At 53.1% G+C, this 18,408-nt stretch carries 13 protein-coding genes; 10 read left to right on the forward strand and 3 right to left on the reverse strand.

Annotated features, from left to right (window positions below):
• Positions 1 to 44 precede the first annotated feature (44 nt).
• From thpR to purU, 3 genes are all read left to right on the forward strand, one after another.
• On the forward strand, positions 45 to 581 hold the full coding sequence (gene thpR, locus LJ739_RS14245) for an RNA 2',3'-cyclic phosphodiesterase (protein ID WP_229161547.1): 537 nt from the start codon (positions 45 to 47) through the stop codon (positions 579 to 581).
• A gap of 98 nt (positions 582 to 679) precedes the next feature.
• Entirely contained in the window at positions 680 to 1,438 is a 759-nt protein-coding gene (locus tag LJ739_RS14250; RefSeq protein ID WP_229161548.1) for a class I SAM-dependent methyltransferase, read from the forward strand.
• A gap of 84 nt (positions 1,439 to 1,522) precedes the next feature.
• Positions 1,523 to 2,377 carry a formyltetrahydrofolate deformylase gene (gene purU, locus LJ739_RS14255; protein WP_229161549.1) on the forward strand — a complete coding sequence of 285 codons (855 nt, stop codon included), beginning with the start codon at positions 1,523 to 1,525 and terminating at the stop codon, positions 2,375 to 2,377.
• A gap of 10 nt (positions 2,378 to 2,387) precedes the next feature.
• Here purU and LJ739_RS14260 read toward each other — a convergent pair whose 3' ends face one another.
• Positions 2,388 to 2,960 carry a hypothetical protein gene (locus LJ739_RS14260; RefSeq protein WP_229161550.1) on the reverse strand — a complete coding sequence of 191 codons (573 nt, stop codon included), beginning with the start codon at positions 2,958 to 2,960 and terminating at the stop codon, positions 2,388 to 2,390.
• A 233-nt stretch (positions 2,961 to 3,193) separates the two neighbouring features.
• Here LJ739_RS14260 and LJ739_RS14265 point away from each other — a divergent pair, with 233 nt between their 5' ends.
• Both LJ739_RS14265 and LJ739_RS14270 read left to right on the forward strand, forming a co-directional pair.
• Positions 3,194 to 3,598, forward strand: a complete 405-nt coding sequence (locus tag LJ739_RS14265; protein ID WP_229161551.1) for a DUF3830 family protein — start codon at positions 3,194 to 3,196, stop codon at positions 3,596 to 3,598.
• Between the two features lie 90 nt (positions 3,599 to 3,688).
• Positions 3,689 to 4,297, forward strand: a complete 609-nt coding sequence (locus LJ739_RS14270; protein ID WP_229161552.1) for a paraquat-inducible protein A — start codon at positions 3,689 to 3,691, stop codon at positions 4,295 to 4,297.
• Here LJ739_RS14270 and LJ739_RS14275 read toward each other — a convergent pair.
• Positions 4,247 to 4,972, reverse strand: coding sequence for a substrate-binding periplasmic protein (locus tag LJ739_RS14275; RefSeq protein ID WP_229161553.1), 726 nt, complete (start codon positions 4,970 to 4,972; stop codon positions 4,247 to 4,249). The genes LJ739_RS14270 and LJ739_RS14275 overlap by 51 nt on opposite strands.
• Positions 4,973 to 5,233: 261 nt before the next feature.
• On the opposite strand from LJ739_RS14275, the gene LJ739_RS14280 reads away from it, so the two are divergent.
• The 3 genes from LJ739_RS14280 (at position 5,234) to mgtE (ending at position 9,531) form a co-directional block, all read left to right on the forward strand.
• Positions 5,234 to 7,408, forward strand: a complete 2,175-nt coding sequence (locus LJ739_RS14280) for a M3 family metallopeptidase (protein WP_229161554.1) — start codon at positions 5,234 to 5,236, stop codon at positions 7,406 to 7,408.
• A gap of 141 nt (positions 7,409 to 7,549) precedes the next feature.
• A complete protein-coding gene (locus LJ739_RS14285; RefSeq protein WP_229161558.1) occupies positions 7,550 to 8,020 on the forward strand; it encodes a Dps family protein in 471 nt (156 codons plus the stop codon).
• Between the two features lie 152 nt (positions 8,021 to 8,172).
• The gene (gene mgtE / locus LJ739_RS14290) at positions 8,173 to 9,531 is read left to right on the forward strand and encodes a magnesium transporter (protein WP_229161560.1); all 1,359 of its coding nucleotides are present in this window, start codon (positions 8,173 to 8,175) and stop codon (positions 9,529 to 9,531) included.
• Positions 9,532 to 9,541: 10 nt separating this feature from the next.
• On the opposite strand, the gene arcB is transcribed toward mgtE, so the two are convergent.
• Positions 9,542 to 11,887: an aerobic respiration two-component sensor histidine kinase ArcB gene (gene arcB / locus LJ739_RS14295; protein ID WP_229161563.1), complete on the reverse strand. Its 2,346-nt coding sequence runs from the start codon at positions 11,885 to 11,887 to the stop codon at positions 9,542 to 9,544.
• 579 nt (positions 11,888 to 12,466) lie between these two features.
• On the opposite strand from arcB, the gene gltB reads away from it, so the two are divergent.
• Both gltB and LJ739_RS14305 read left to right on the forward strand, forming a co-directional pair.
• A complete protein-coding gene (gltB, locus tag LJ739_RS14300; RefSeq protein ID WP_229161566.1) occupies positions 12,467 to 16,933 on the forward strand; it encodes a glutamate synthase large subunit in 4,467 nt (1,488 codons plus the stop codon).
• A 13-nt stretch (positions 16,934 to 16,946) separates the two neighbouring features.
• Entirely contained in the window at positions 16,947 to 18,362 is a 1,416-nt protein-coding gene (locus tag LJ739_RS14305) for an FAD-dependent oxidoreductase (RefSeq protein ID WP_229161569.1), read from the forward strand.
• Positions 18,363 to 18,408: the final 46 nt, after the last annotated feature.

The raw sequence follows: 18,408 nt of genomic DNA on the forward strand, positions 1-18,408 counted from the left end.
GATAATGAATTCACGGAGCTAAGTGTAACGATTGAGGCGAACAAATGCGCTGTTTTTTGGGATTTGATCTAACCGCAGCAGAAAAGCTACAACTGCAATCCTGGTGTGACAAGGCCCTTCCTCCGCTACACAAAGCTGTTCCTCCGGCCAATTATCACATAACCAGCGTATTCCTCGGCCAGCTTGAAGACGACCAGCTTGATCACCTCACCCAGGCTCTCGACACGCTCAACTGGGATGCCTTTGAACTGCACATTGATGAACTGGGCTACTGGAAAAAACCACGTATTTTATATGCCGGTTGCCAGCACATTCCCGACGGCGCCAACGCCGTGCACCGGCAACTGGCGGCTATCGCCCATCAGGCCGGTATCAATGTCCAGCACGGGCACTATGTTCCGCACATCACCGTGGCGCGCAAAGTGGTTGAACCGGTCCCTTCCCCGCTTTTTCAGCCCGCCATGACGATACGTCTTAGCCAGCTGCACTTGTTCGAGTCGGTGTCCGGGAAACAGGGGGTACACTACCCCATTCGACGCTCCTGGCCTTGTCGGTTACGTTCGCCGGGACATCGGCTGTGAGGCAATTCTATCCCGCCACACAAACCACTGGTCACATTCCGCTTGCCTCTGTCAACGCCCCGTATACATGATGACCCATCAGCCTACAGGAGACTGCCATGTTTCGTTCCGCCCCCTCAATTATCGCGTTAGCAGCATTGATGACATTCAGCTCCCCTGAAGTCATTGCTGACCCTTTGACAAAATTGCTGGACAGCCCCGAGCGCAGTGAAGCTGATCGCACTGCTGATGCCCGGCGCAAGCCGGCCTCGTTCATGGCGTTCCTGGACGTTCAAAAAGACATGCAGGTGCTCGATGTGTTCTCCGGCGGTGGCTACTACAGCGAAATCGCCGCTGCAGTTGTGGGCCCCGGCGGCCAGGTGATTGCGCACAATAACCAGGCTTATGTGGATTATATTGGGCAGGACAAGCTTTCTGCACGCTACGCCGATGGTCGCCTCCCCAACGTCAAACAGTTGATCCAGGAGGCAAACGAACTGTCGCTGCCACAACAACAGTACGACCGGATCCTGTTGGTACTCAGTTTCCACGACTTGTTTTATGCGGATCCTGACAATGGCTGGCCAGCCATCGATGCCCCGGCGTTTATGAAAACCCTGCGTAGCAGCCTTAAACCCGGCGGCTTGATCGGCATCATTGACCATGTGGCGGCGCCGGGAACAAACACCTCGGTGGCACAAACCTTTCATCGCATTTCGCCGGACATTATCATTGAAAAGATGCAACAGTGGGGTTTTGGTTTGCACAAACAGGCGGACTATCTCAGAAACCCCGACGATCCATTAACTGTCCCGATGTGGGATGAAAGTATCCGCGGCAAGACGGACCGGGTCGTCATGGCGTTTACTGCCCTGTAGGGCATATCCTATGCCGATGCGGTGCTTTACCTGATCGACAGAATGTCGCACACTCCGCTGATAACGCATGGATCAGGAAGCACAATGCAACAAACCTTTCGACTGATCATTGATTGCCCCGACCAGATTGGCCTGGTCGCGGCGGTCAGTGAATTTCTCGCGCAACAGCAAGCCACTATTTTAGAAGCCAACCATCACAGTGATCGTCAACTGGGCCGGTTTTTCATGCGCCATGAAATCATGGCTGATACAGTCAACCTGGACAAACAAGCGCTAGAGCAAGCCTTTGCGCCGATTGCCGAACGGTTCAATATGCGCTGGCGTATCACCGACTCCCTGCAAAAGCAGCGGGTGGCGCTGCTCGCCAGTCATGAGTCTCACTGCCTGAACGATTTACTGCACCGCTGGCACAGCGGCGAATTGGCCTGTGATATCCCGTGTATCATTGCCAACCACCCGCAAATGAAACAGTTTGCAGACTGGTACAAAGTGCCTTTTCACTGGGTTGACTTCAAAAATCAGGACAAGACTGCAGCATTCAAGGAAATTGCCACGTTACTGGAAGCCTACAACATCGATTTGACCGTGCTTGCGCGTTTCATGCAGATTTTACCGGACACCCTGTGCGAACAGCTGGCCGGACGGGCAATCAATATTCACCACAGTTTCCTGCCCTCCTTTGCCGGCGCGAAACCTTACCAGCAGGCGTACGAGCGTGGGGTAAAGCTGATTGGTGCAACCTGCCACTACGTCACTCAGGATTTAGACGAAGGCCCGATCATCGAACAGGAAGTGATCCGTATCAGTCACTCAGACACAGCCGCGGACATGGTGCGCAAAGGTAAGAATTGTGAGACTACCGCATTGGCAGCCGGGGTACGTTACCACCTGGAAGACAGGGTCATCATTCACCAGAATAAAACCGTGGTGTTTGCCTGATCTGACGCCCCTAAAACAGCCGTTGATAGCTTAACGTAACCCGGGTGTCGACATCGCCACGCTCAAACCAGGAGCCGGTCGCTGCCGAAGCCTGCCAACGCTGACGGCTGATTTCCACATCAACCTGATGGGCCTGATTGTCCAGCAACCAGCGACTGGTGACGCTGACTCGCTCGCTGGAAGGCAAGCGCACATCGGTGGAAACGCCGGCCTGAAAACGGGGCGCTTGTTGCTTTTCCCAACCCACGCCGACACTGAGGTTTTCATTAACCCGAAACCTTGGCGTGATTTGCAGTGTGGTGGCGGACAATCGCTGGCTGTACACCCCCCAATTGAGCACACCCTTGGCATAGGTAACGCCAGCTTCCAAATCCACGCGATCACTTAATGGCTGGATAAACATCAATGAGTAATCCCGGTGGCGACAACCGGCGAAGGCAATTTTGGTCTTTTCAAAACGATACTCGGTAGAATCCGGTAGCTGGGATGCCAACCATTCAAGGGATGCCTTGAGGGGAGAATCATTCTGAGCATGGACACCACTACTCAACAACAGACATAGAAACACCATTGAACGTTTCATACGACACCTCTGTGGTTGGTTACTTGTTAATCAGTGTACATCGGTTGTGTCAACAGTAGGGTAGTTGCACAGAACATCAGGTATGGATCCGGACACTTATTCATGTACGCCTGCAATTTTCAGGTCCACTGTAGCAGGCAACCCCGTTGCCGCCATTGGCAATAAGTCGCAAATGACAAGCAGGAAAATCATGTCATCCTGTGCTACACCTGAAAGAAAAAAGGACTGCTGTTATGAAAATCACCATCGCCGGACACGTTTTTTCTGCCCGTTTCGAAGAGGCGTTGTCACCCAAAACCTGTGCGTCGTTCCGACGTCACATGCCATTTGACAGCCAGGTTGTCCACGTTCGCTGGAGTGGTGAAGCGATGTGGATCCCACTGGGCAAAAAGGACTTCGAAGTGGCCTATGAAGAGGCCACTACTTACCCGACACCCGGGCAAATCCTGCTCTTCCCGCAAGGTAAAAGCGAGACGGAAATTCTCATCGCTTATGGCTCGACACGTTTTGCATCCAAGGCAGGCACACTGGCCGGCAATCACTTTGCCACCATTACGTCTGACCTGGACAAACTGTGTGAGATTGGTATGTCGACGATGTGGGAAGGTGCCAAGCCGATTCTCTTCGAGGACGACTAAGGCTCACGATACACACCTTGTAACCCTCTTTGTCACGACACGTTAGCGGGTTGTGGCATTCTAGCGTCATTTCGAGCGGTGGAGACGATTGTGCGTAAACACGTGGGTGGGTTGCTAAACCTGTTGGCGCTGGGGTTGTTCATACCGGGCATTTTACTGCCAATGTTCACCCTCAGCATGACGCTGCAAGGGCAGATTGCCGGTCAACAGCTAACGACGCCGTTAATTGACAAAACCCTGTCAATCATTACCACGATTTCAGAGTTGTGGCACGACGACCGACGCTTGGTGGCGAGCCTGATATTGGCCTTTTCGGTATTGTTGCCGGTGTTTAAAACAACCTTGTTGGTGCTGGCCTATGTACTGCATCATCGGCCCGTTTCGCGCTCCCTCATCAATACCATTGATGCCATAGGCAAGTGGGCGATGGCGGATGTTTTTGTGGTGGCAGTGTTCCTTGCAGTGCTGTCTACCGATCATTCCGGCACACGCAACGATTACACCTTTTCCGTGTTCGGGTTTTCACTGGATATGCAAATCAGCACGGCAACCGTCTCGCAGGTGGGGAATGGGTTTTACTTTTTCTGCGCTTACTGCCTGGTAGCCATGCTCGCAACCGCGCTCCTACGTAGCTCGCACAATGCCGTCTCAGTACTGCAACCGGTCGGCCGGCCAGACGCGCTTCAGCGCCTCGATTAAGCGCGGATCGGTTCCCTGGCTTGCGGCCAGATAAAACGTCACATCCAGGTCCGGCAGCAACAGTTTGGGTTCATACAGGCCAGGGGTGACATTATGAACCTTGGCTTCCTGTTCAATCAGCCAGGCAGAACTGACAATGACCTCAAGACGACCGGCGAAAAACAGTGCCGAAGCAACATCACGGTCTGTCACCGCCATCAGATTTTCTCCTTCGACAAACCCATGATCACGAAAGTAAAGGTACGCCGCGTCGTTTTTCATCAGACTGATGGTCAGTTGTTTGGCATCTTCGAGGGAATCGATTTGCAAAGATGGATTGTCTTTGCGGCCATACAAGGCAAAGTGAGAGGTTGCCATCGGCCCCACCCACTCAAACAGCGGTTCGCGAGATTGATTGCGCACCATGGCAAAGATGAACACATTGGGTGTTTTGAGCGCAATGTCATAAGCCCTGACCCAGGGATAGACTTCGATTTGCGGTAGTGTAAGCCCGGCATCAGCAAACACCTCGCGTATGAATTCGACGTTGGTGCCGGTCAGCGTTTCTCCGTCGAACTGTTGCATCGGTTCAAGAATCTCGGTGACCACGCGAAACGTGGGAAAAGGTTCACCACGCGCTGTCAGCCCAACCACCAAAAGCACAACAAACAACCACAATCTTGCCAATGCTGTCATTTCCACAAGCCACCCGTTGTGTCTCAGCTTAGCAAATCCTGTCAGACAATGGCGCCCTTTTTGCGCCAATGTACACGCTTTCATAGCCCACTGACCGCCATTGACGGCGCAGCCGACTGCGCTTCATCGCAAAAAAAGTTTAACAAAACGTAACAAGCGGGGGTGCAAGGTTGAACTTTGCCCTTTGCTCGTTAGTATGAACAACGACAGAATCCGTGGCCAAGCGGTATGAAACCGTTGCCCTAATCACTTGGAATAATTATGAATAAACCTTTACGTTCCCTCATTAGCTTGTCGGTTGTACTGGCCCTTGGCGCCTGTAGTGCAACGACCCCGGAAACACAGACATCAGCAACTGCTGACAACCAGGCCGTTCAAGCCGCCAGTGAGCAAAATGTATTGATGGCCCCATACAGCGGCCCTTATGGCGGTGTTCCCGCGTTTGACAAAATGGACCTCGCGTTGCTGAAACCCGCCATGCAGGCCAGCATGGCAAAGAACCTTGCCGAGATTGAGGCAATCGCCAACAATCCTGAGCCACCGACGTTTGCCAATACCATTGTGGAAATGGAAAAAGCCGGTGATGAACTGGGTCGTGTGTTCACCTATTGGGGGATCTGGAGTTCAAACAAAAACAGTCCAGAATTCCGCGCTATCCAGGGTGAAATGGCACCGAAGATTTCTGCCTTTTTCTCCAAAATCACCCAAAACGAAAAACTCTTCGCCCGCGTCAAAGCCGTGTATGAAAGCGATGAAATGGCAACACTGAGCCCGGAAGAGCAACGCATCACCTGGTTGACCTACAATGGCTTCGCCAAAAATGGCGCGACCCTGGAGGGAGACGCTAAAAAGCGTTATGCCGAGATTAACCAGCAACTGGCAACATTACATACCCAATTTGCCAACAACGTATTGGCTGACGAAGAAGGCTATGTGTTGTACCTGAAAGAAGACCAGTTGTCCGGACTGCCCGACTCGTTTGTAAAAGCCGCTGCCGCTGCTGCCAAGCAACGTGGGCGGGAAGGTGAGTATGCCATCACCAATACCCGTTCCTCGATGGACCCTTTCCTGACCTACTCCGATCAACGTGACTTGCGCGAGAAGGTATGGCGTACCTACTACAATCGCGGCAACAACGGCGACGAGCACGACAACAACGCGCTGATCAAGCAAATCCTGACCTTACGTGATGAACGGGTCGGCCTGCTTGGCTACGATACTTATTCCGAATGGATGTTGCAGGATCGCATGGCCAAGAACCCGGAAAATGCCATGGGCCTGATGAAAAAAGTCTGGCCTGCGGCCATTGCCCGCGTGAAAGAAGAAGTCGCGGACATGCAAGCCATTGCCGACCAGCGTGGCGACAACCTCACCATCAAGCCGTGGGACTACCGCTACTATGCGGAAAAAGTCCGTAAAGCCAAATACGACCTGGACTCCGATGAAGTAAAACAATACCTGCAACTGGACAAACTGCGTGAAGCCATGTTCTACGTTGCCGGACGTCTGTTCAACTTCGATTTCACCCCTGTACCGGATGGCAAGGTGCCGGTGTTCCATGAAGACGTGAAAGTTTGGGAAGTCACCGACAAAACTTCTGGTGAGCACATTGGCCTGTGGTACCTGGATCCATTCGCCCGCACCGGTAAACGCTCTGGCGCGTGGGCAACCACTTACCGTAGCCATACCACGTTTGACGGCAAAGACACCGTATTGTCGTCCAACAACTCCAACTTCGTCAAAGGTGCCGATGGTGAGCCTACGCTGATTTCCTGGGACGATGCCGAAACCTATTTCCACGAGTTTGGTCACGCCCTGCACTTCCTGTCTGCCACTGTCGCTTATCCCACCTCACATTCCGGTGTGCGCGACTACACTGAGTTCCAGTCCCAGTTACTGGAGCGCTGGCTGACCACCGATGAAGTGATCAACAACTACCTTGTGCATTACAAAACCGGTGAGCCTATTCCGGCAGAGCTGGTCGCTAAGATCAAAAAAGCCGCCACCTTCAATGAAGGGTTCAAGACTACCGAGTACATGGCGTCTGCAATCATGGATCTGCTGTATCACACCACCGATCCTGCCACCATCGAACCCCAGGCGTTTGAAAAAGAGCAACTGGCGGCCCTGGGCATGCCGGCAGAGATACCCATGCGTCACCGCAGCACGCACTTCGGTCACATCTTCTCCGGTGAAGGCTACGCGTCCAGTTACTACGGCTACATGTGGGCTGAGGTGCTGACGTCCGATGCCGCTGAAGCATTTGCCGAAGCGCCAGGCGGTTTCTATGACGAGGAAGTGGCCGAGAAGCTGGTCAAATACCTGTTCTCCATCCGCAACGCCATGCCCCCGGAAGAGGCCTATCGCAAATTCCGAGGCCGTGACGCCAAGGTTGAAGCGCTGATGCGTGACCGCGGATTCCCGGTCTCCATGTAATCAGCAACAAGGCGCCGCTCTGCGGCGCTTTTTTTTGCTTCATCGAGCAGAGCGATGAGACTAATCGCTTGAATTCACGTGATTTAATCCCCAACTCATTCCATACTGTGTACGTATTTTTTAGACCGAGGAGGTTATCCGATGGATCGTATTGATATTGGTATTTCTGAAGCTGATCGCAACGCAATTGCCGATGGCATCAAACGTTTACTGGCTGACAGCTACACCCTGTACCTACAAACACACAACTTCCACTGGAATGTCACCGGTCCCCAGTTCCGTGAACTGCACCTGATGTTTGAGGAGCATTACACCGAATTGGCAACTGCGGTGGATGAAATCGCTGAACGTATCCGTACCCTTGGCGTATTCGCACCTGGCACCTACAAGGCCTTTGCCGAACTGAGCAGCATCAAAGAAGTGGATGGCGTTCCTGAGGCAATGGAGATGGTTAAGATCCTGACTCACGGCCATGAACAAGTGGTTAAAACCTGTCGGGAAGTGCTGAAACTGGCTCAACAAGCCGACGACGAATCAACTGCGGCGCTGGTATCAGACCGCATGCGCGTGCACGAGAAAACTGCCTGGATGCTGCGCGCCATGGTGCGCTGATAGCCATCAAACGTCAGTAGACCAAACACCAAAAAGCGAAACCCGGGTTTCGCTTTTTTTATCCATGCCATTAAAGCACTATTTAGTTGCTGACCTGCACCTGATGTTACTCTAAAATAATCAATAAGTTGCATCTCTCTTAAGGCGCTTTCATGGGCGAAGCCCTCGAATCCAAACACGCACAGACTCAGCTACAGGCCATCAATAAAGCGCTGGCCAGTGGTATGTTTGTGCATGTGCGCAAGATGCTCAACAGTCTGCCCCCCGGTGATATTGCACTGTTACTTGAGTCCAGTCCCGCCAGGACCCGGAGTGAGTTGTGGCAACTCCTTGATGCCGATTTCTATGGCGATGTCATTGAAGAACTTTCCGAAGATGTGCGTAACGGCATCATTCGTCAGATGGTGCCTGAGAAAGTGGTCGACGCGCTGGAGGACATGGATACCGATGACCTGGCAGAAACCCTCAGTAGCTTGCCTGAGTCGGTATCCCAGGACGTGTTGATGTCGATGGATGAGCAGGATCGGCAACGTGCGGAACAGGCCCTGAGTTACGGAGAGGACACCGCCGGTTTCATCATGAACACCGACACCATAACATTGCGCCCGGACGTGTCGGTGGACGTTATTCTGCGGTATTTGCGCCTTAAAGGCGAACTGCCTGAAGATACCGACACCTTCTATGTGGTCAGCCGCACCGACCGCCTGATCGGAAAAGTCCCTGTCACCCGCCTGTTAACCGCGGTACCCGACATTACGGTAGATGAGCTAATGGACGAGGAACCCGAAGCGATCCCGGTCCATATGCCAGAAACAGACGTGGCCAAACTGTTTGAGCGCTACGACTGGATTTCGGCTCCGGTGGTGGATGAGCATCACCATCTGGTCGGCCGTATCACCATCGATGACGTGGTCGATATTATTCGTGAAGATGCCGAACACTCGATGATGAGTATGGCCGGTCTGGATGATGAAGAAGATACCTTTGCACCGGTCATGCAAAGTACCCAGCGCCGTTCTGTGTGGCTGGCGGTTAACCTGGTCACTGCCCTGATGGCGGCGGCAGTGAGTGATTTGTTCGAAGCCACCCTGAGCCAGATGGCCGTGCTGGCGATCCTTAACACCATAGTGCCCAGCATGGGCGGTGTGGCGGGTAACCAGACATTGACGCTGGTGATCCGTGGTATGGCACTGGGTCACGTCAGTCCCAGCAACTCCCGCTGGTTGGTCAGTAAAGAGCTCGCTATCGGTGCCTTAAACGGGATTATCTGGGCGTTATTGATTGCGTCGGTCATTGCGCTGTGGAAGCAAGACTTCGCCCTGGGCGGGGTGATTGCCTTTGCAATGATGGTCAACATGGTCGCTGCCGGATTGGCCGGGGCCACGCTACCCATCATCATGAAGAAAATGAAAATCGACCCAGCCCTGGCGGGTAGCGTTATCCTGACCACCATCACCGACGTCGTGGGTATTTTCGCCTTTCTCGGCACCGCAACCCTGTTGCTGCTATAACCTAGCCAGCTCAGTCATCAATGTGCTGGGCATCAATCCATTGATCCAGTTTCTGCATGTCCTGTTGTACTGCCATCTGTAGCTCTTCAACCCAGTCGTGCACGTTCTCCCACCAGGTTGGATGGTCCCCTTGCTGGATCTGATTAGCAATCTTCTGCACCCGGGCCAGACCGACCGAGCCGGCAGCCCCCTTAATTTTATGCGCATGGGCACAGACATCTTCTTTCTCATTGGCACTGAGTGACAGTTGCAGGATTTCCATGTATTCGGGCATGTTTTCCTGGAACACCTTAACGCTGGTACGCACCATTTCATGGCCGATGGTGTCCACCAGCATCTGCAATAGTTCCAGATCCAGAATCGATTCAAGCTCGGCGTTTACCGCCTCAGGCACCGAACATTGCACCGCAACCGGTTCATCGACAAACAGTTGATTGAACACGTCAATCACGCGGCTCTTTTTGATCGGTTTGGCAATAACATCATCCATGCCATTGTTGAGGTATTCTTCGCGGGTTTTAATCACATTGGCGGTCAGCGCCACGATCGGGGTCTGCTCAACCAGGCCCTCTTCGTGCAGCACCGAGGCCACATCAAAACCGGTCATGTCCGGCAACTGAATGTCCAGCAGGATCAGATCATATTGGGTGGCGCGGGCCATCGAAATGGCGTCTTTGCCGTTCATCGCCACATCCACTTTCTGGCCCAGTTTTTCCAGCAATGCGCGGGCGACCATCACATTGAGCTCGATATCTTCGACCAGCAAAATGTTCAGTCCCGTGACCTGCAGCTCGGCCAGCTGCATCGGCTTATTGCTGATTTGCACAGGGATCTCCACGGTAAAGCACGTGCCTTCACCCACCACGCTATTCACCTTGATTTCACCGCCCATCAGGGTGACCATTTCCTTGCAGATTGCCAACCCAATACCGGTGCCTGTAGCCATCTGATGATCAGGGTGTTTGACCTGATAGTACATGGCAAAAATGTTGTCGATTTCCTGTTTAGGGATCCCCACGCCAGTATCACGCACAATGAACTTTACATTGCTCATGCCCTTGCCCATATCCTGTGCTTCGATGGTTAAACTGACTTTGCCTTTCTGGGTAAATTTGACCGCATTGAACAGCAGGTTCCACAACACCTGACGCACGCGAGTACCATCCGCTTCAACCGTGTTGGGCACCGGATCAATGATTTGGGATTCAAATTTGAGGCCTTTGTCAGCCGCTAACAATTCAATGATGCTGCTGATTTCCTGGGTAAACTCTTTCAGGTTGACCGTTTTAAGTTGCAGCTCCAGACGATCACGATCAAGCTTGTCGAGATCGATGATGTCATTAAAAATATTCCCCAAAGTGATCGCACTGGCATAAATGGTACTGACCCAACTGAACTGCTCTTCAGACAAATGGGTATCCCGCAACATCCGGCTCAACCCCACAATACCGTTCAGCGGTGTACGCAATTCGTGGCTGATGGTGGCGATGAAGGCCGTCTTGTCCTTGCTGGCTTTGTTAACGGCATCTTCAGCCCGCTTACGGGCAGTAATATCACGGCCAAACGCCAACAACCCGAGGCGGGTACCGTCGTTGTCAAAAAACGGCACTTTACGCATCTCAAAATAGCGTAACCTGCCGTCGGCAAAACGCAGCCACAGTTCTTCGGTGATACTGGCATTTGATTCCAGCACTTCCTGATCACTGGCCACTACCTGCAACGCCAGCTCTTCGTCATACACTTCATGAGGTGTCAGCCCAATCAGTTGCTTTTCGGTTTTGCCGGTCATCTGTTCGGCGACACGGTTACAACCGGCAAACTTACCTTCTTCATTGCGGTAGTAGATCAAATCGGGCGAGGCATCGATGATTGAACGCAGCAACGTGGACAGACGCTTGGCCTGCTGTTCTTTTTCAGATTTGTCGCGAATTTCATTTTCCAGGTCCCGCAACACCGCTTCACGTTCTTCCTGTGCCTGTTTGCGCTGCTCAATTTCATGGTTGAGCTGGGAAATATTGTTGTGCAGTTCCCGGTTCAGCAGCACATCTTCTTCCCTCAGGCGCTCCAATTGGCAAACCACTTCTTTGAGGCTATGACGGGACTGCTCCAACTGCTTAACCAGTTCACTGAAGAAAAACAGCACCCAGGGAGCGCTGAGCATGGTCAGGATAATGGCACTGACAAAATCCTCCAGCTCGACTTCTCCGCTGATACTCATGCGCAGCGCGTAGGAACCGCCCAATGTAAACAGCAAGGTCAAAATGACAAACACAATACTGATACGTAGCGTGCCACAGCGGCTTACCAACTGGGCAATACGGATTGCCCACGACTCGATTGGAGGTTTTTCTTGCATAAAAAGTACACAGGGAACGAATTGAATGGAGGCCCATGCTACCAAGAAACAGGCCGCGACGTGAAAAAAAACGTACCGACACAGTACCATTACCTTTACGTTAACGTAATATGCACAACACTTGCATACTTATGCCACTCAGCACCGTCATTCCTGACCATTCATTCTGCTTTTAAACCCTTTGTTAGCCCTTTGTTAACATTCTGTTTTCATTAGGATGTTTGGCTATTAATTATAGCCAAATTGACAATTAAATAACCTAAAGCATTGTTTTAATTGTGTTTCTATAGATTCCGAAAGGGCCGTCGGTGGGACGAAAGTAAAAACCGTTCAGTCAGTGGATTGATTTCTTTTGGCAATCTGGTTATGTTGGCTGACCGCTCGCCAATCAGCATAAAAATTCTAAAAAAAGCGAGTGTCCACAACGCACCGACGACGACTAAAATAATACAAAGACGTCAGGCAAGCAGCATAACAATAATAACCGGCTGCACAGCAGTTCAACGCTTGCCCGACATCGCCCTCAGATGGGCTTTTTTGCATACCCTGCCCGGTCGAAGGTTGAAGGAGTTTACATTAATGAGTTTATATCATCCCCATGATTCACGGGACAATTGTGGCTTCGGCCTGATCGCCCATATACACGGTGATCCCAGCCATTCGCTGGTTCAGACCGCGATCGAGGGTCTCGATCGCATGCAACACCGTGGGGGTATTGCGGCAGACGGTAAAACCGGTGACGGCTGTGGACTGTTGCTGCAAAAGCCCGATGCGTTTTTCCAGCATGTTGCTGCGCAAAATGGCTGGAAGCTGGGCAAAAAGTACGGCGTGGGCATGATCTTCCTGAATCAGGACGACGCGCTGGCTGAGGCTGCGCGAACCGTTATCAATGAAGAATTGCAAAAAGAAACCCTCAGCGTAGTGGGCTGGCGCAAGGTGCCCGTCGATCACAGCGTTCTGGGCGATCTGGCGGCCAGCGGCGTACCGCAAATTGAGCAGGTGTTTGTTAACGCGCCACCGGGATGGCGTAAACGGGATCTGGAACGTCGCCTGTTTATGGCCCGTCGCCGGGCTGAAAAGCGTCTGGCCAGTGACAGCGAGTTTTACGTTGCCTGTTTATCAGCGCTGGTGACCATCTACAAAGGGCTGGTGATGCCCAAGGATCTGCCACGCTTTTATCTGGATCTGGCCGATGAGAATATGCAATCAGCGATTTGCGTGTTTCATCAGCGCTTTTCAACCAATACGCTACCGCGCTGGCCGCTGGCGCAACCGTTCCGCTTTCTTGCCCACAACGGCGAGATAAATACCATCCGTGGCAACCGTGACTGGGCCATGGCGAGAACGCACAAATTCTCAACCCCATTGCTACCGGATCTGCAGGATGCAGCCCCCTTCGTCAACCTCGAAGGCTCAGACAGCTCGTCACTGGACAACATGCTGGAGCTGTTTCTGGCCGGAGGCATGGATCTGTTCCGTGCCATGCGCCTGCTCGTTCCACCGGCATACCAGAACAACAACACCATGGACCCTGAATTACGGGCTTTTTACGAGTTCAACTCTATGCACATGGAACCCTGGGATGGTCCTGCCGGCATCGTGCTGACCAATGGCCGCCATGTGGCCTGTAACCTGGACCGCAATGGCTTACGTCCGGCCCGTTATGTGCTGACCAAAAACGGGATCATTACCCTGGCATCGGAAATCGGCATCTGGGACTACGAGCCCCAGGATGTGCTGGAAAAAGGCCGGGTAGGTCCGGGGGAAATGCTCGCCGTTGACACCTATACCGGCAAAATCTGGCGTTCCAACGAAATTGACGAAGATCTCAAAGCCCGTCACCCCTACCGGGAATGGCTGGACAAGCACATTAAACGCCTGCTGCCGATTGAAAAATGCGACGCCAGTCTGATCGGTAAGCGGGTCTTCAGCGACGACATGATGGCGACCTTCCATAAATTGTACAACTACAGTTATGAGGAGTTGCAACAGGTCATCAAGGTGCTGGCCAAAGACGGTCAGGAAGCTGTCGGCTCAATGGGCGACGATACACCGATGGCGGTGTTGTCGACCAAGTCCCGTACCCTGTATGACTATTTCCGTCAGCAGTTTGCCCAGGTGACCAACCCGCCCATTGATTCATTGCGAGAGAACCATGTGATGTCACTGGCCACCTGTATTGGCCGCGAACAAAACGTGTTCAGCGAAACGTCCGGCTACGCCAATCGGGTGTTGTTTGATTCACCCATTCTGATGTACACCGATTTAAAACAGTTGCGTGACTATGATCCGGAGCATTACTACTCGGAAATCGTGGACCTCAATTATGCTCCCGAAGAAGGTCTGAAAAAGGCCATTGAGCGGGTATGTAATGAAGTCGAGTATCTGGTCAAACAGAAGCATGCCGCGTTTGTGATCCTGTCAGACCGACAGATCAAAGCCAACCGTATCCCGATCCCAGCGGCCATGGCGGTAGGCGCCGTGCAACGCCGCTTAATCGACAAGGCCCTGCGCTGCGATGCCAACATTGTGGTGGAAACCGCCAGTGCGCGGGATCCTCACCACTTTGCGGTATTGATTGGCTTAGGCGCGACGGCGATTTACCCTTTCCTGGCCTATGAAACCATCGAACAGATGGTGGAACAGGGCGAGCTGGACATTACCCCGATGCAGGCGGTGCTCAATTACCGCAAAGGGATCAACAAAGGCTTGTACAAAATCATGTCCAAGATGGGGATCAGCACGGTCGCCAGTTACCGCAGCTCAAAGTTATTTGAAGCGATTGGTATCAATAAAGAAGTGTCCGAACTGTGCTTTAAAGGTATGCCGAGTCGAATCGAGGGTGCCGGTTTCCAGGATTTCGAACAGGATCAGATAAACCTCGCCAAAGTGGCTTGGCTGAAACGCAAGCCCCTGCCCCACGGTGGCCTGCTCAAATACGTTCACGACGGTGAATACCACGCCTACAATCCGGACGTGGTAACCACCTTGCAGGTGGCGGTAAAATCCGGTCGTTATGAAGATTACCAGCGCTATGCGGCACTGGTGAACGAACGCAAACCGAGCCATTTCCGGGATCTTCTGGCCATTTCGCCGGACCGGGAATCTATCGACATTGACAAGGTAGAACCTGCCGAAGCCCTGTTTCCACGCTTTGATACTGCAGCCATGTCTATCGGCGCCCTGAGTCCGGAAGCCCATGAGGCGCTGGCGATTGCGATGAATCGCTTGGGTGGACAATCCAACTCCGGCGAAGGTGGCGAAGATCCGGCCCGTTTCAATACCGAGAAAAACTCCAAAATCAAACAGGTGGCGTCAGGCCGTTTTGGTGTCACACCCCATTACCTGGTTAACGCCGACGTTATCCAGATTAAGGTTGCTCAAGGCGCCAAGCCCGGCGAAGGTGGCCAGCTACCAGGCGACAAGGTGAACAACTACATTGCGGAGCTACGCTATTCGGTACCCGGCGTGACGTTGATTTCACCACCACCCCATCATGATATTTATTCTATCGAGGATTTGGCGCAACTTATCTTTGACCTGAAGCAGGTCAACCCCAAGGCGCTGATCTCGGTCAAGCTGGTATCAGAGCCTGGTGTAGGTACCATCGCCACCGGTGTCGCTAAAGCCTATGCGGATCTTATCACCATTTCCGGCTACGACGGTGGCACCGGAGCAAGTCCGTTAACCTCGGTCAAATACGCGGGTAGCCCGTTTGAGCTTGGCCTGGCTGAAACTCAACAGGCACTGGTTGAAAACGGCTTGCGCCACAAAGTGCGGGTACAAACGGACGGGGGTCTGAAAACCGGTCTGGATGTGGTCAAGGCCGCCATTCTGGGCGCTGAGAGCTTCGGCTTTGGTACAGGCCCGATGGTTGCCTTAGGTTGTAAGTACTTACGTATCTGTCACCTCAACAATTGTGCGACTGGCGTGGCCACTCAGGACGAAAAACTACGGGATAACTATTTCATTGGTTTGCCCGAAATGGTGATGAACTATTTCCGCTTTGTCGCTCAGGAAGTCAGAGAAATTCTGGCCTGGATGGGCGTCGAGCGACTGGAAGATATCATCGGCCGCACGGAATTGCTCAACGTGGTTGACGGCATAACCGCCCGTCAGAACAAATTGGATCTGAGCCCGATTCTGGCCAAACCCCAAGCCGGCGAACATACCCGACTGTTCTGTTCACAAACCACCAATGCACCGTTGGATAAAGGCGATCTGAACCGTCAAATCCTGGCGGATGCCCAGCACGCGGTTGACAGCCTGTCGGGCGCGCAGCTGCGCTACTCAATTCGCAATACCGATCGCTCTGTGGGTGCACTGTTGTCAGGCTATATTGCCCAACAACACGGCAATCAGGGGATGGCCGACCAACCGGTTCGCATCGAGTTGACCGGTACCGCCGGACAAAGCTTCGGGGTATGGAATGCCGGCGGACTGGAAATGGTGCTCGAAGGTGACGCCAATGACTATGTCGGCAAAGGCATGACCGGTGGCAAGCTGGTGATACACCCGTCCGGCAACATCAGTTTTGATCCTCACAGCAGCGCCATCATGGGCAATACCTGCCTGTACGGTGCAACCGGGGGCAAACTGTTTGCCGCCGGACGCGCCGGGGAACGTTTTGCGGTGCGTAATTCCGGCGCCATTGCTGTGGTCGAAGGTACCGGCGACAACTGCTGCGAATACATGACCGGTGGTATCGTTGCTGTGCTCGGTAGTGTCGGTGTCAATTTCGGTGCAGGGATGACCGGGGGCTTCGCCTACCTGTATGACGCCCATGATGATCTGACTCAGCGCGTCAACGGCGAACTGGTCGATGTCATGCCAATCGAAGACAAGGGCATTCTGTCTGAGCATTTGCGCGGCCTTATCAACCAACATTACGAGGAAACCGGCAGTGAATGGGCACTGTCTCTGTTGACCGATTTTGCGCAACAATTGCAGCGCTTCCGGTTGGTCAAACCCAAAACCAGCGATGTCAAAAACCTGCTGGGCCACATCAGTCGTTCAACCGCAGAATTGCGCGTGCAGGCTCAGTAAGGGAGAGAGTGTTATGGCAAAAAATGTGTATCAATTTGTCGATGTCGAGCGCATAGATCCGCCCAAGAAACCCATCAAGGTGCGGCGCAGTGAGTTCGGAGAAATCTACCAGCCCTTGAGTCAGGCACAAACCGAAGGGCAGGCTGACCGTTGCCTGGATTGCGGGAATCCGTATTGTGAATGGAAATGTCCGGTTCACAATTACATTCCACAATGGCTCAAGTTGGCCAACGAAGGCAAAATTCTCGAAGCGGCTGAGCTGTCTCACAAAACCAATAGCCTACCGGAAGTTTGTGGCCGGGTTTGTCCGCAGGATCGCCTGTGTGAGGGAGCCTGTACCCTGAACGACGATTTTGGCGCGGTGACCATCGGCAGTATCGAAAAGTACATCACCGATACCGCATTCAAAATGGGCTGGCGTCCGGACATGAGCGGTGTAGTGGATACCGGCAAGCGGGTTGCCGTTGTCGGCGCGGGTCCTGCTGGCCTTGCCTGCGCGGATATTCTGGTGCGCAACGGTGTCAAACCGGTGGTGTTCGATCGCTACGAAGAAATCGGCGGACTGCTGACCTTCGGCATCCCATCATTCAAGCTGGAAAAGGACGTGATCAAATTACGCCGTGAAATCTTTACCGAGATGGGTGTCGAGTTTCAGCTCAACACCGAGATAGGCAAAGATATTCCGTTCCAACAATTGCTGGACGAATACGACGCAGTATTTCTCGGCATGGGCACCTACAAGTCGATGCAGGGTGGCTTCGACAACGAATCCGTGCCGGGTGTTTACGATGCCTTGCCGTTTCTGATTGCCAACACCAACCGGGTGATGGGACTGGAAAAGTCGGCTGACGATTTTATTGATATGAAAGACAAGCGGGTGGTGGTTCTGGGTGGTGGCGATACCACCATGGATTGCGTACGCACCTCTATTCGCCAGGGGGCCAAACAGGTCACCTGTGCTTACCGTCGGGATGAGGCGAGCATGCCCGGCTCCCGTCGGGAAGTGGTCAATGCCCGAGAGGAGGGGGTTGAGTTTCAGTTTAACCTGCAACCGCTGGACATCGCCGTCGACGCCAATGGCCGTGCCTGTGGGGTCAAACTGGTACGCACCGAGATGGGTGAACCGGACGCTGAGGGTCGTCGTCGCCCGGTCGAAGTCGAAGGTTCGGAGCATATACTGGAAGCTGATGCGGTGATCATTGCCTTCGGCTTTCAGCCCAGTCCTGCATCCTGGTTTGGTGATTTTGGCATCATTCTGGACGAGAAAGGTCGGGTACGTGCCCCTGCCAACGGCAAATTTGCCTTCCAGACATCCAATCCCAAGATTTTCTCCGGTGGCGACATGGTGAGAGGATCTGACCTGGTGGTGACTGCCATCGATGAGGGCCGCAAAGCCGCATCAGGGATCATGGATTATTTAGGCGTGTAATGATGCCGTCGTTGCTGTAAAAAAGCCGCCTGTCAGGCGGCTTTTT

The organism is Fluctibacter halophilus (genome assembly GCF_020687825.1).
Lineage (GTDB): Bacteria > Pseudomonadota > Gammaproteobacteria > Enterobacterales > Alteromonadaceae > Fluctibacter > Fluctibacter halophilus.

Coding starts and splice junctions, on each gene's coding strand:
- LJ739_RS14275 (WP_229161553.1), bottom strand. CDS start 4,972: ATGACAGCATTGGCAAGATTGTGGTTGTTTGTTGTGCTTTTGGTGGTT.
- LJ739_RS14260 (WP_229161550.1), bottom strand. CDS start 2,960: ATGAAACGTTCAATGGTGTTTCTATGTCTGTTGTTGAGTAGTGGTGTC.
- LJ739_RS14250 (WP_229161548.1), top strand. CDS start 680: ATGTTTCGTTCCGCCCCCTCAATTATCGCGTTAGCAGCATTGATGACA.
- LJ739_RS14285 (WP_229161558.1), top strand. CDS start 7,550: ATGGATCGTATTGATATTGGTATTTCTGAAGCTGATCGCAACGCAATT.
- LJ739_RS14265 (WP_229161551.1), top strand. CDS start 3,194: ATGAAAATCACCATCGCCGGACACGTTTTTTCTGCCCGTTTCGAAGAG.
- arcB (WP_229161563.1), bottom strand. CDS start 11,887: ATGCAAGAAAAACCTCCAATCGAGTCGTGGGCAATCCGTATTGCCCAG.
- thpR (WP_229161547.1), top strand. CDS start 45: ATGCGCTGTTTTTTGGGATTTGATCTAACCGCAGCAGAAAAGCTACAA.
- LJ739_RS14280 (WP_229161554.1), top strand. CDS start 5,234: ATGAATAAACCTTTACGTTCCCTCATTAGCTTGTCGGTTGTACTGGCC.
- purU (WP_229161549.1), top strand. CDS start 1,523: ATGCAACAAACCTTTCGACTGATCATTGATTGCCCCGACCAGATTGGC.
- gltB (WP_229161566.1), top strand. CDS start 12,467: ATGAGTTTATATCATCCCCATGATTCACGGGACAATTGTGGCTTCGGC.
- mgtE (WP_229161560.1), top strand. CDS start 8,173: ATGGGCGAAGCCCTCGAATCCAAACACGCACAGACTCAGCTACAGGCC.
- LJ739_RS14305 (WP_229161569.1), top strand. CDS start 16,947: ATGGCAAAAAATGTGTATCAATTTGTCGATGTCGAGCGCATAGATCCG.